This is a genomic window from Allomuricauda sp. R78024 (genome assembly GCF_044596045.1).
Lineage (GTDB): Bacteria > Bacteroidota > Bacteroidia > Flavobacteriales > Flavobacteriaceae > Flagellimonas.
On sequence record NZ_CP138995.1, the window covers coordinates 2751001 to 2763779 of the forward strand.

The following is a 12779-nucleotide window of genomic DNA, read 5'->3' on the forward strand; positions in this document are numbered from 1 at the left end:
TCGTCTGGTTGATAATCAAATATAGTTTTTGTTTTACGTATTGACGAAAAAAAATCCCGTATAGCACGGGATTTACAATAGTTTTAACGATTGGTTATCCAATCACTTCTTTTACTTTAACGCCTATCTTTGCAGGAGAATCCACCACATGGATGCCACATTCGCTCATGATACGTTTTTTAGCTTGAGCAGTATCATCACTGCCTCCTACTATAGCACCCGCATGCCCCATTGTTCTCCCAGCTGGTGCAGTCTCACCTGCAATAAAACCAACAATAGGTTTCTTGCTTCCACTTTCTTTATACCATTTGGCTGCATCTGCTTCTAATTGACCTCCTATTTCACCAATCATAACGACACATTCTGTCTCTGGGTCATTTATTAAAAGTTCTACGGCTTCTTTTGTTGTTGTTCCAATAATCGGATCTCCTCCAATTCCTATAGCGGTAGTAATTCCTAATCCTTGACGTACTACTTGATCTGCAGCTTCATATGTCAATGTTCCTGATTTAGAAACAATTCCAACGTGTCCCTTCTTGAAAACAAAACCAGGCATGATACCTACTTTTGCTTCACCAGGAGTAATAACACCTGGACAGTTAGGACCAACCAAGGTACAATCCATATTTTTTATATAATCATTCGCCTTTACCATGTCAGCAACAGGAATTCCTTCTGTGATTGTAATAATCACTTTAATTCCAGCACTAGCAGCTTCCATTATAGCGTCTGCAGCAAATGCAGGCGGCACAAAAATAATAGTTGTATCAGCTCCTACTTCTCTAACAGCATCTTCAACTGTATTAAAGACAGGTCTTCCTAAGTGCTCTTGCCCACCTTTTCCTGGAGTAACACCACCTACAACATTGGTTCCATATTCAATCATTTGACCTGCATGGAATGTTCCTTCGCTCCCTGTGAAACCTTGAACAATTATTTTTGAATCTTTATTTACTAGAACACTCATATTTTTCTGATTATTACGCTGGACAAAAGTATGGTTTTGTCCATAATATTTAAAGTAATTTACTTGCTATTTCTTTTAGCATTCTTAAGCAATGAAGGAAGGTTTTTTATAGTTGCCAATTCTTTCATTTTTGCCCGTGCATTTGTTGCTGGGCTACCAAAATAAGTTTTCCCACCTTCCAAACTTTCGGCAACACCAGATTGTGCATATACCACAGCTCCCTTACCAATGGTAATTCCACTAATTACTCCAACTTGGCCCCAAAGCGTTACTTCATCTTCAACAACTACGCAGCCAGCTATTCCCGTATGGGAGGCAATTAAACATTTTTGACCTATTACGGTGTCATGTCCAATTTGGATTTGATTGTCCAGTTTAGATCCTTGTTTTATAGTTGTGTCTCCCGTTACTCCCCTATCAATGGTACAAGAAGCGCCTATGTCCACATTATCCTCTATTACTACTCTGCCGCCAGAAAGCAGTTTATCAAATCCTTCAGGCCTATTTTTATAGTAGAATGCATCTGCTCCAAGTACTGTTCCACTGTGGATAACAACATTGTTCCCGATAACACAATTATCATAAATGGAAACATTGGCATGGATAACACAATTCTTTCCGATTTTTACGTGATTACCAATAAAAGTGTTGGGTTGAATTATAGTGCCATCACCGATTTCTGCTGTTTCCGATATTGAACTGGAAGCACTTTTAAAGGGTTTAAAAAAATGAGTGAGCTTATTAAAATCTCTAAATGGATCATCAGAAATTAGAAGCGCTTTTCCTTCTGGACATTCAACTTTTTTATTGATAAGGACTACGGAGGCATTGGACTCTAAAGCTTTATCATAATACTTTGGATGATCCACAAAAACAATATCACCTTTCTCTACTACATGGATTTCATTTATTCCTTGTATTGAAAAATTAGAATCTCCAATAAACTCAGTATTAATTATTTCTGATATCTCTTTTAAAGTATAGGTTCTAGGGAATTTCATTCAGGTTATTCTTTTACCCTTTCCATATAAGCGCCTTTTTCTGTGTCAACTTTTATCTTATCTCCTTCATTAATAAAAAGAGGTACGTTGATTCTTGCGCCAGTTTCCACGGTAGCAGGCTTGGTTGCGTTAGTGGCTGTATTTCCCTTAACTCCAGGTTCAGCATGTGTTACTTCCAATATTACGCTAGCGGGCATATCAACAGAAAGAGGCATACTATCTTCTGTGTTGAATAAAATGGTAACTACTTGGCCTTCTTTTAATAAATCAGGTGCGTCCAATGAGCTTTTCTCCAATGAAATCTGGTTATAGTCATCAGTATTCATAAAATGAAAGGTGTCTCCTTCTGCATATAAATATTGATAGGAGCGAGTCTCTACTCGTACATCTTCAATTTTATGGCCTGCAGAAAAAGTATTGTCTATTACTTTTCCTGTAGTAACACTTTTAAGCTTGGTTCTAACAAAAGCAGGCCCTTTGCCTGGTTTTACATGAAGAAATTCTATTATTTTAAAAATATCATGGTTGTATTTAATACACAACCCTTTTCTTATATCTGAAGTACTTGCCATAGTTTTAATTTGAACTGAAATATCCTTTCATAATTCCTCGCTGCGAATCTCTTATAAATTGAAGGATTTCATCACGTTCAGGAGTTGCTTCCATTTCTGCTTCTATAATAGAAGCAGCTTGGGAATTGTTATAATTTCTTTGATAAAGTATGCGATAAATATTTTGTACCTCTCTAATTTTATGCGCCTCGAATCCTCTTCTACGTAATCCTATTGAATTGATTCCAACATAAGAAAGTGGCTCTCTAGCTGCCTTTACAAAAGGTGGTACATCTTTTCTTACCAATGAACCTCCGGTAACAAATGCATGATTCCCTATAGAAACAAATTGATGCACAGCTACCATACCTGCCAAAACCACATTCTTTCCTATAGTCACGTGACCTGCTAATGTAGAATTGTTGCTGAAAATAGAACCATCCCCTACAAAGCAGTCATGGGCAACATGGCAATATGCCATTATTAAACAATCATTTCCTATTACAGTTTTCATACGGTCCACCGTACCCTTATTTATGGTAGCACATTCACGTATAGTGGTATTATTGCCAATATGAACAGTTGTTTCTTCTCCTTGATATTTTAAATCTTGGGGTGTGGCAGAAATAACGGCGCCAGGAAAAATATTGCAATTTTTTCCGATACGGGCACCTTCCATTATAGTGACATTGGAGCCAATCCATGTCCCTTCTCCTATAGTCACATTGTTATGAATAGTTGTAAAGGGTTCTATAACAACATTTTTGGCAATCTTAGCACCAGGATGCACGTAAGCGAGGGGTTGATTCATGCTAGTCTTATTTTACTTTTATAATTTGAGCCATTATTTCTGCTTCTGAAACCAACTTGCCATTAGCATATGCTCTTGCTTGCATTTGACAAATACCTCTTCTTATAGGAGTCATTAAATCCAGTTTAAAAATAAGTGTATCTCCAGGTACAACCTGTTGTTTGTATTTTACATTGTCTATCTTCAAAAGATAGGTCAAATAATTTTCAGGGTCTGGTACGGTACTTAGCACCAATATACCTCCTGTTTGTGCCATTGCCTCTAATTGTAATACTCCAGGCATTACGGGTGCTCCAGGAAAGTGTCCAACAAAAAAGGGCTCATTCATAGTGACATTCTTCATCCCAATTACATGCTCTTCTGATAACTCCAAAATTTTATCGACCAATAAGAAAGGTGGTCTGTGCGGCAACATTTGCATTATCTGAGTAATATCCTTCACCGGCGTGGCATGCAAATCTACTTCGGGAACGTAATTTCTTCTTTCTTGCTTAATAATTTTTTGGAGCTTTTTTGCAAACTGGGTATTTACATAGTGCCCCGGCTTGTTAGCGATAACCTTTCCTCTAATTCTAGTTCCCGCAAGTGCTAAATCCCCTACCACGTCCAACAATTTATGGCGTGCAGCTTCATTAGGGTAATGCAGGGTCAAATTATCCAGTATCCCATTTGGTTTTACAGATAACTTCTTTTTATCAAAAGCTTTTTCCAACTTTTTCATGGTGGATTCAGATATCTCCTTATCCACATAAACAATAGCGTTATTCAAATCACCACCTTTAATTAAGCCGTGTTCCAATAACATTTCCAACTCATGCAGGAAACTAAAAGTACGGGCATCTGCAATCTCTTCTTTAAAGTCAGAAATTTGCTCCAAATTAGCATTTTGGGTACCTAAAACTTTAGTGCCAAAATCAACCATTGTGGTGATTTGATACTGATTGGAAGGAATAACGGTAATCTCGCTGCCAGTAGCTTCATCCTTATATGAAATAATGTCTTTTACCACATATTCTTTCCGGTCTTGCTCTTGTTCCACAATTTCGGCTTCCTCCAAAGCTTTAACAAAAAACTTTGAAGAACCATCCATGATGGGTGGTTCTGGTGCGTCCAATTCAATAACAACGTTATCAATGCCAAGACCAACCAATGCGGCCAAAACATGCTCTGAAGTTTGAATTTTTACTCCGTTCTTTTCTAGATTGGTGCCACGCTGTGTATTAACAACATAATTTGCATCCGCTTCAATTATAGGTTCTCCTTCCAGATCTAATCTTTTAAAGGCAAACCCATGATTTACTTTTGCTGGAACAAAAGTCATAGTGACGTTCTCACCGGTATGTAACCCTACTCCTTCTAGCGTTACTTTATTTTTTATTGTGCATTGCTTATTGCTATTCACCTTCAACTTTTTTTTCGAGGTTGGTGATTGTATTTACCAGCTTTGGTAAATTTTTAAAATGTACATATGATTTATTGTAGTCCCCATAATTTAATGCGGGCGACCCTTGAAGAACTTCATCGTCCTTTACATTTCTTCCAATTCCTGATTGCGCCTGTATCCTTACCCTATCACCTATGGTAATATGCCCCACTATACCAACTTGGCCACCAATAAGACAGTGTTTGCCAATTCTGGTAGAACCTGCAATCCCCGTTTGGGCAGCTATAGCGGTATGTTCTCCAATCTCAACATTATGTGCAATTTGAATTTGATTATCCAATTTTACACCTTTCCTAAGTATAGTTGAACCTAATGTTGCTCTATCTATGGTTGTGCCTGCTCCAACGTCCACATTGTCTTCCAAGATAACGTTGCCTGTTTGTGGGACCTTACTATATTCTCCTTTTTCATTTGGGGTAAACCCGAAGCCATCTGCTCCAATAATTACTCCACTATGAATTACACAATTATTACCGATAATAGATTCCGAGTATATTTTTGAGCCAGCGAAAACCATAACATTATCTCCGATGGTAACATTATCACCAATGTATACATTAGGATAAATCTTAACGTTCTTGCCTATTTCCACATTATCCCCTAAATAGGAAAATGCTCCAAGGTAAAATCCATCTCCGTAAACAACACTATCTGAAATAAAAGCCGGGTTTTCAATTCCTACTTTATTATTCTTTACCTGATTATAATATTCCAGCAATTTGGAAAAAGACTTATACGCATCCTCTACCTTTATTAAGGTTGTGGATAAATCCTGCTCAGGAATAAAATCCTTATTAACTATTGTAATGGACGCTTTGGTTGAATAAATGAAAGAAGTATACTTAGGGTTCGCTAAAAATGTAAGAGATCCTTTTTCTCCTTCTTCTATTTTGGATAGTTTGTGTACAGCAATCTGAGGATTTCCCTCAACTTCTCCCTCTAAAATTCCGGCAATTTGGGTGGCTGTAAATTTCATTTCAGCAAAAGTAACAAAATTTGTTAAACAGGTTCTTTTGGATAGCAGCTATAATATTTTGTTACCGTTTTGGAAAGAGCTTTTAAACTAAGCTGATCAGATTCCTTCAAAACGTCTGTGACTTTTCCATTTTTCTTGAGAATATTTATGGTTTGATGGTTTTCACTGTAGGCCTTGTTCGTTATCTCCCCTTGAAACACAAAATACTCAGCTTCTACTCTTGTAATATTTTGGTTCTGGATTACGCTATTGATCTTTTCCTCAAACTTTTGCGAATCAATAGGCTTGTTTTTAATCTTTACATTTAGCAAAGTTCTGTTTAGGAGCATTTTACACATTTTGGAAAGTACAAAGTCATCGTGAAATTGCCATGATTTTATGGCACTCATAATATCTATATCGTCCAATTGTGCAAATTTCTCCAATAGTCGAGTGTTAAAAGGAATAGCAGTATTCTGACTCAGAAAAAATAAAAAGGCTTGGCTTCCTTTCAATTCTTTTCCCATTTCTAAAAGTTCGCGAGCACGGCGCATGACACGAACCAACAATTGTTCTGCAACCAGTCCTGTTTTATGAAGGTATACCTGCCAATACATAAACCTTCGGGCCATTAAAAATTTTTCAACAGCATAGATTCCCTTTTCTTCCACAACCAAATGCTCATCAACAACATTCAACATAGAAATAAGCCGTTCAGAATTTATGTTTCCTTCCGTCACTCCTGAATAAAAACTGTCTCGCTTTAAATAATCCAATCGGTCCATATCAAGCTGACTGGACACTAATTGGTTCATAAAGGGCTTAGAATACTCTCCTTTAAAAATGGCAATTGCTGTTTCCAATCTACCGCTAAATTCCTTGTTCAGTTCCGTCATAAATTCCAAAGACAGTCGTTCATGATTCAAGTCAGGAACTATAAACCCTTCCAGCGCATGAGAAAATGGTCCATGGCCAATATCATGGAGCAAAATAGCACAAAGCAATCCCGTTTCTTCATCTGGACTAATCTCAATATTTTTCCATTTAAGGATTTGTATCGCTTTGGTCATCAAGTGCATACTCCCAAGCGCATGGTGAAATCTTGTATGATGCGCACCAGGGTAAACCAGATAAGACATGCCCATTTGCGAAATTCTGCGCAATCTCTGAAAGTACGGATGAGCTATCAGGCTAAAAATAAGTTCATTTGGAGTTCCAATAAAACCGTAAATTGGATCGTTAAAGACTTTAAGCTTATTGGTTTGGACCAAGGAGTTTGTTTTAATTACACAAAGATAACTACTATATGAACAAGATTACCATTCTATGGGTCGATGACGAGATCGATCTATTAAAACCCCATATCCTTTTTCTTGAAAAGAAAAACTATAAAGTAGTTACCAGTCAAAGTGGTCAGGATGCATTGGATGAAATAAAAAACACCTTTTTTGACATTGTTTTTTTAGATGAGAACATGCCTGGGCTTTCTGGTTTGGAAACCTTGACCGAAATTAAAAAGCATGACGCTTCCATACCTGTGGTAATGATCACTAAAAGTGAGGAAGAGTATATTATGGATGAGGCGATAGGTTCTAAGATTGCCGACTATTTAATTAAGCCTGTAAATCCAAATCAAATATTGTTGTCCTTAAAAAAGAGTTTAGATAACTCGCGGTTGGTTTCAGAAAAAACTACTTCAAATTATCAGCAAGAATTTAGAAAGATTGCCATGGATTTATCCATGGTCAACAGCCATGAAGAGTGGGCAGAACTTTATAAAAAACTTATTTACTGGGAACTTCAATTGGAAGAAATTGAAGACTCTGGAATGTTCGAAATTTTAGAATCTCAAAAAGTTGAAGCCAATTCGCAGTTTAGCAAGTTTGTGGATAAGAACTATAGTGATTGGTTCAAGGATAATGATGGTCCAGTCATGTCCCATACCCTTTTCAGAGAAAAGATTCAACCAGAGTTGGATGGGAACAAGACTTTATTAATAGTAATTGATAATTTAAGATATGATCAATGGGTTGCTTTTGAAGAAACACTGGCAGTGCATTACAAGAAAAAACAAGAGGGGTCATATTACAGCATTCTTCCTACGGCAACGCAATATGCAAGAAATGCGATTTTCTCTGGACTCATGCCTTTGGATATGGAAAAACAACATCCAAATTGGTGGAAAAACGATACTGATGAAGGTGGTAAGAACTTGTTTGAAGCAGAGTTTCTAGGTGCTCAACTAAAGCGATTGGGATTAAACTTAAAGTGGGAGTACCATAAAATCAGTAGTCTCCGTCAAGGAAAACAATTATCTCAAAACTTCAAATCACAGAAGGATAATGATCTTACGGTACTCGTTTACAATTTTGTGGACATGCTCTCCCACTCCAAAACAGAGATGGAAGTGATAAAAGAGTTGGCCTCTAATGATAAAGCGTATCGCTCACTCACTTTAAGTTGGTTCAAAAATTCGCCATTGTTGGAAATTATTCAACAAGCCCAAAATATGGGTATGAAGTTGATTTTGACCACAGACCATGGAACCATTAATGTAAAACAGCCCTCCAAGGTAATCGGTGATAGAGAAACCAGTCTTAACTTAAGGTATAAGACAGGAAGAAGTCTTACGTATGAGGACAAGGATGTACTCGCCACCAAAAACCCGCAGAGCATTCATCTACCAAATATCAATTTGAGCAGCTGCTATATTTTTGCCAAAAACGATTTGTTTTTTGCGTATCCAAACAACTACAACCATTACGTAGGTTATTATAGAAATACCTATCAACATGGTGGCGTATCATTAGAAGAAATTATTGTTCCTTTTGTAGTTTTGGACCCAAAATAATATACTTTGAAAATTACGTTTCAGCTTGACGAATTAAATCAGGTCGCAAAAAGTTTTTTAAAACATACAAAGGGAAAGACCATTTGTTTTTATGGTGAAATGGGTGCAGGTAAAACAACCCTGATTAAAGCTTTGGTTAAAGAACTTGGAGGAATTGACTTAGCGAACAGCCCTACTTTTGGTTTGGTGAATGAATATCAAGATGCCAATGAAAATCTTTTGGCCTTTCATTTTGATTTTTATCGAATAGAAAATGAACTGGAGGTTTTGGACCTTGGTCTTGAAGATTATCTCAATTCCAATGCTTGGTTATTTATAGAATGGCCAGAAAAAATTGAAGTATTACTGCCTGAAGATACTGTATCTGTTTACTTACACTTTATCGATGAAAACACTCGCTCAATCGAGTTTAGTCTAGATTGACTCTATTAAAACATATCTTCTCCTCAGTTTCGATGAACTGCAAATCTGTCGTTAAAAAGCTTTCTTTATAGGATTAAATGCAATTTTTATCGGTGAAATGCATTGTAGGTTGGGAAATTTTCCTACATTTGTTCTTGAAATGAATTCATTTATTAACCAAAAACTCTTTTACGATGAACACTAAAAGACTATTTTTTGGATTGCTTGCTATTGGTTTCTTGGCAATGACTGCAGTTTCTACTACTGTCATTGATGTAAATGATGATCAGTCTGTAAGTATTGAAAAAAGTAAAATTAAAAGACCTAGATAGGTTTATTTAGTTTTATTTGACTCAAAAGCCCTTCTAATGAAGGGTTTTTTTTTACAATAAATTCTTGTATTTATAGTTATGCATATATAATGAATGAAAGAAAGGGTATAAGAAACAAATTACTTTTGGAAGGGTTATTGGTGCTAATGATTGCAATTACACCAATAATTTTTTATTCCTACAAGTATGTTCCTTATGGTGAACAAGAAATTGATATTCTATTTTTCACGTTTACCGCAAACGGTTTTGAGGATGTTGGAACAGCTTTATATTTTTACCTTACCAAGCTTGCTCCATTAATATTGTTAGTTTTATGGTTCGTTACCTGTAAAAATTGGTGGTACCACGCTATACTTATTCCCATTTCCATGTATGCTTTCCAACTTTACTCGACTTTCACATCAGATTCAAATAAGGTTGACGAAAACGAAGTTCTATATGTAATGGCTGTGACAATGGTTATTGTCCCAATTGTATATTTCATTCGTATAAAACTTTTCGACAAACATGTTCATGGTATAGATTTGGATGCCATGGATACAGAACTACAAATACTAAAAGAAAAAGAAGAACTACGTAAAGAGCGAGAGAAACTGGAACAACGTCAACATACCCTTTCAAAAAAAATGTAAATTTGTTATTATGCTCGTCTAGAGTTACCTTCAGATTTTCATTTTATGAACCAACCATCTTCTCCATTTAGTAAACAGCAACTTTTACCTCAAGAAGAAACTTTAGAAATTCTAAAGCAAAAAGGAGAACTTTTTATTGGTCTTCCCAAAGAAAATCAATACCAAGAAAAACGTATATGTCTTACCCCAGATGCTGTTAATGCCATTACTGCTCATGGACACCGCGTATTGATTGAGTCAGGTGCGGGAGACGGGGCCAATTTTTCAGATGCCGATTATACCAATGCTGGTGGAGAGATAACCAGAGATACCAAAAAGGTGTTTTCGTGTCCGCTAATTCTAAAAGTGGAACCACCTACCCTATCAGAGATAGATTTGCTCAACCCACAGACAATCATCATTTCCGCCCTTCAGATTAAAACACAGTCCAAGCAGTATTTTGAGGCAATGGCCAAAAAAAGACTTACTGCAATAGCTTTTGAATACATAAGAGATGAAGATGGAAAATATCCTGCTGTACGATCATTGAGTGAAATTGCGGGTATTTCTTCAATCTTAATAGCCGCAGAGTTAATGGCCACCACCAATAAGGGCAACGGCTTAATGTTTGGCAATATCAGTGGTGTTCCTCCGGTTGAAGTGGTGATTATTGGAGCCGGTACCGTTGGCGAGTTTGCCGCGCGTTCTGCACTGGGACTTGGAGCAAACATTAAAATATTTGATAATTCCATAACCAAACTTCGTAATATTCAAACCAACCTTAACCAAACGGTATACACTTCTACCATTCAACCTAAAAATCTTTTAAAGTCTCTTAAACGGTGTGATGTTGCCATTGGTGCCACAAGAGGACAGGACCGCTCCCCTATTGTAGTCTCCAGTACTATGGTTGAAAATATGAAGAAAGGCGCCGTAATCATTGACGTTAGTATTGATATGGGCGGCTGTTTTGAAACCTCTGAAGTAACCAGCCATGACAAACCAACTGTAGAAAAATTTAATGTAATCCATTATGGTGTCCCAAATATTCCATCACGATATCCGCGAACATCTTCCATATCCATTAGTAATATTTTTACCCCATATTTATTGAAAATTGGAGAAGATGGTGGATTAGAACACTCACTTCGGTTTGACAAAGGATTGCGCAATGGCCTGTATATGTACCATGGTATTTTAACCAACAAATCTGTTGGGGACTGGTTTGAACTTACATATAATGATATTAATTTTCTTATTTTTTAAAAAAGCATGGCATTTTTAAAGCGTTTGGGATGGTACCTTGTTGGATTATCCATCGGAATTGTATTTCTTGTTTTTTTTCTAAAGAAAAAAACCGATGAAACTGGAACAGAGTTTTGCTATTTCCCCAATTGTAGGGTTCTAAAAGATATGAGGTCCAAGCCTCTTGTTTTTTCTGAAAATATGGGAACTACCGCCAACGATTCACTCATAGCAAAATCTTTCTTAAGAGAGGGAAGTATAGATTTTGGCAAAAGCGACACAAAAGCCAAACCTTGCAAAATCTATTATATCTCTAATACGGTAGAGGGTAAAGATTGGGTAATGAAAATGAAGAATTGCAATGATAGGGTCATTGCTGAAACTATTCAATCTAGGGACTAAATATCCAGTTTTCGTCTTTTCTTTTCTTTTTGCAACAATCCAAGTTCTCTAGTGGTCTGGCCAGCTACAGAAGTATTTTCCTCTGCCCTTCTTATAAGATATGGCATTACATCTCTAACTGGTCCATAAGGAACATATTTGGCAGCATTGTAGCCTTCTGCCGTTAAATTATAGGTGATATGATCGCTCATTCCGTACAATTGACCAAACCAAATATTGGGATGGGAGGCATTTAAACCTTTATCCTTCATTTGGGAAACAAGCTTTAAACAACTTTCCTCATTATGTGTTCCTGAAAAAATTGAAATCTTGTCCAAATGGTTCATCATAAAAGAAATGGCCTCATCAAAATTTTCATCCGTTGCCTGTTTCGATTCACAGATTGGGCTTTTATAGCCATGTTCTTTTGCCCTTTCATTTTCTTTCTCCATATACGCCCCGCGAACTACCTTCAAGCCAATTTTAAAATTTTCAGAAATAGCAGTATCATTCAATTCATTTAAAAAATTCATTCTATCCCATCGGTACATCTGTATGGTATTGAACACAACCGCTTTTTTCTTGTTGTATTTCCGCATCATATCCAAAGAAATGGCATCCGCAGCATCTTGCATCCAACTTTCCTCTGCATCAATCAATAAACATACATCAAGATCATGTGCTTTTTTGCAAACTTGATCATACCTGTTTAAAACACGCTCCCATTCAGCAGATTCAACATCGCTTAGTGTTTTACCCTCACTGACTTTCACATAGAGTTCAAAACGGCCAAACCCAGTAGGTTTAAACACAGCAAAGGGAATAGCAGCCTTTTCTTTTACAAAATCCAGGACTTCCAACGTCTTGTTCAAAGCAAAATCAAACTGGTCTTCTATCTCTTTTCCTTCCACCGAGTAATCCAAGATAGAACACACCCCGTTTTCGAACATTTTATCAATAATGGGCATGCAATCTTCCTCGTTCACCCCACCACAGAAGTGATCAAAAACTGTTGCCCTAATCAAACCCTCAATAGGGAGGTGCGCCTTAATGGCAAAATTGGTCACTGCTGTTCCAATTTTCACCAATGGTTCGTTTGCTATGAGTTTAAACAGGAAATAAGCGCGTTCTAATTCAGAGTCTGTTTTTAACTGAAATGCTATTGCAGTATTCTCAAAATTTGGGTACATTATTATCGATATATTAAAGATTCAAATATAAGTAGGGA

General features: G+C 36.8%; 14 protein-coding genes. 6 read left to right on the forward strand and 8 right to left on the reverse strand.

The window, feature by feature from the left end; genetic code table 11:
• Positions 1–94 precede the first annotated feature (94 nt).
• From sucD to SJY44_RS12420, 7 genes are read right to left on the reverse strand one after another with little or no spacing between them, the layout of a single operon-like run.
• Positions 95–967, reverse strand: a complete 873-nt coding sequence (gene sucD, locus SJY44_RS12390; protein WP_396589962.1) for a succinate--CoA ligase subunit alpha — start codon at positions 965–967, stop codon at positions 95–97.
• A gap of 59 nt (positions 968–1026) precedes the next feature.
• Positions 1027–1968, reverse strand: a complete 942-nt coding sequence (lpxD, locus tag SJY44_RS12395) for a UDP-3-O-(3-hydroxymyristoyl)glucosamine N-acyltransferase (protein ID WP_396589963.1) — start codon at positions 1966–1968, stop codon at positions 1027–1029.
• A 5-nt stretch (positions 1969–1973) separates the two neighbouring features.
• Complete coding sequence (gene efp / locus SJY44_RS12400) at positions 1974–2540, reverse strand: elongation factor P (protein WP_396589964.1); 567 nt, start codon at positions 2538–2540, stop codon at positions 1974–1976.
• 4 nt (positions 2541–2544) lie between these two features.
• Positions 2545–3330 (reverse strand): acyl-ACP--UDP-N-acetylglucosamine O-acyltransferase, encoded by a 786-nt coding sequence (gene lpxA / locus SJY44_RS12405; protein ID WP_298926836.1) that lies wholly within the window; start codon positions 3328–3330, stop codon positions 2545–2547.
• A gap of 7 nt (positions 3331–3337) precedes the next feature.
• The gene (locus SJY44_RS12410) at positions 3338–4738 is read right to left on the reverse strand and encodes a bifunctional UDP-3-O-[3-hydroxymyristoyl] N-acetylglucosamine deacetylase/3-hydroxyacyl-ACP dehydratase (protein ID WP_298926839.1); all 1401 of its coding nucleotides are present in this window, start codon (positions 4736–4738) and stop codon (positions 3338–3340) included.
• Positions 4725–5750: a UDP-3-O-(3-hydroxymyristoyl)glucosamine N-acyltransferase gene (gene lpxD, locus SJY44_RS12415; RefSeq protein WP_298926842.1), complete on the reverse strand. Its 1026-nt coding sequence runs from the start codon at positions 5748–5750 to the stop codon at positions 4725–4727. The genes SJY44_RS12410 and lpxD (SJY44_RS12415) overlap by 14 nt, the downstream gene beginning before the upstream one ends.
• A gap of 23 nt (positions 5751–5773) precedes the next feature.
• On the reverse strand, positions 5774–7000 hold the full coding sequence (locus tag SJY44_RS12420) for an HD domain-containing protein (RefSeq protein ID WP_396589965.1): 1227 nt from the start codon (positions 6998–7000) through the stop codon (positions 5774–5776).
• Between the two features lie 35 nt (positions 7001–7035).
• Between SJY44_RS12420 and SJY44_RS12425 the strand changes: the two genes are divergently transcribed.
• The 6 genes from SJY44_RS12425 (at position 7036) to SJY44_RS12450 (ending at position 11572) form a co-directional block, all read left to right on the forward strand.
• Entirely contained in the window at positions 7036–8580 is a 1545-nt protein-coding gene (locus tag SJY44_RS12425; RefSeq protein WP_298926847.1) for a PglZ domain-containing protein, read from the forward strand.
• Positions 8581–8586: 6 nt separating this feature from the next.
• Entirely contained in the window at positions 8587–9003 is a 417-nt protein-coding gene (gene tsaE / locus SJY44_RS12430; protein WP_396589966.1) for a tRNA (adenosine(37)-N6)-threonylcarbamoyltransferase complex ATPase subunit type 1 TsaE, read from the forward strand.
• Positions 9004–9176: 173 nt separating this feature from the next.
• Complete coding sequence (locus tag SJY44_RS12435; protein ID WP_396589967.1) at positions 9177–9314, forward strand: hypothetical protein; 138 nt, start codon at positions 9177–9179, stop codon at positions 9312–9314.
• Between the two features lie 89 nt (positions 9315–9403).
• Entirely contained in the window at positions 9404–9946 is a 543-nt protein-coding gene (locus SJY44_RS12440; RefSeq protein WP_396589968.1) for a hypothetical protein, read from the forward strand.
• A gap of 45 nt (positions 9947–9991) precedes the next feature.
• A complete protein-coding gene (locus SJY44_RS12445; protein WP_396589969.1) occupies positions 9992–11191 on the forward strand; it encodes an alanine dehydrogenase in 1200 nt (399 codons plus the stop codon).
• Positions 11192–11197: 6 nt separating this feature from the next.
• On the forward strand, positions 11198–11572 hold the full coding sequence (locus SJY44_RS12450) for a DUF4258 domain-containing protein (RefSeq protein WP_396589970.1): 375 nt from the start codon (positions 11198–11200) through the stop codon (positions 11570–11572).
• Here SJY44_RS12450 and SJY44_RS12455 read toward each other — a convergent pair.
• Positions 11569–12741 (reverse strand): proline dehydrogenase family protein, encoded by a 1173-nt coding sequence (locus SJY44_RS12455; RefSeq protein WP_396589971.1) that lies wholly within the window; start codon positions 12739–12741, stop codon positions 11569–11571. The genes SJY44_RS12450 and SJY44_RS12455 overlap by 4 nt on opposite strands.
• Between the last annotated feature and the right edge of the window lie 38 nt (positions 12742–12779).

What these genes read in the sequence shown, in the direction of transcription:
- SJY44_RS12435 (WP_396589967.1), top strand. Translation starts at nt 9,177, where the DNA reads ATGAACACTAAAAGACTATTTTTTGGATTGCTTGCTATTGGTTTCTTG.
- lpxD (WP_396589963.1), bottom strand. Translation starts at nt 1,968, where the DNA reads ATGAAATTCCCTAGAACCTATACTTTAAAAGAGATATCAGAAATAATT.
- efp (WP_396589964.1), bottom strand. Translation starts at nt 2,540, where the DNA reads ATGGCAAGTACTTCAGATATAAGAAAAGGGTTGTGTATTAAATACAAC.
- SJY44_RS12450 (WP_396589970.1), top strand. Translation starts at nt 11,198, where the DNA reads ATGGCATTTTTAAAGCGTTTGGGATGGTACCTTGTTGGATTATCCATC.
- SJY44_RS12425 (WP_298926847.1), top strand. Translation starts at nt 7,036, where the DNA reads ATGAACAAGATTACCATTCTATGGGTCGATGACGAGATCGATCTATTA.
- SJY44_RS12440 (WP_396589968.1), top strand. Translation starts at nt 9,404, where the DNA reads ATGAATGAAAGAAAGGGTATAAGAAACAAATTACTTTTGGAAGGGTTA.
- sucD (WP_396589962.1), bottom strand. Translation starts at nt 967, where the DNA reads ATGAGTGTTCTAGTAAATAAAGATTCAAAAATAATTGTTCAAGGTTTC.
- SJY44_RS12455 (WP_396589971.1), bottom strand. Translation starts at nt 12,741, where the DNA reads ATGTACCCAAATTTTGAGAATACTGCAATAGCATTTCAGTTAAAAACA.
- lpxD (WP_298926842.1), bottom strand. Translation starts at nt 5,750, where the DNA reads ATGAAATTTACAGCCACCCAAATTGCCGGAATTTTAGAGGGAGAAGTT.
- SJY44_RS12445 (WP_396589969.1), top strand. Translation starts at nt 9,992, where the DNA reads ATGAACCAACCATCTTCTCCATTTAGTAAACAGCAACTTTTACCTCAA.
- lpxA (WP_298926836.1), bottom strand. Translation starts at nt 3,330, where the DNA reads ATGAATCAACCCCTCGCTTACGTGCATCCTGGTGCTAAGATTGCCAAA.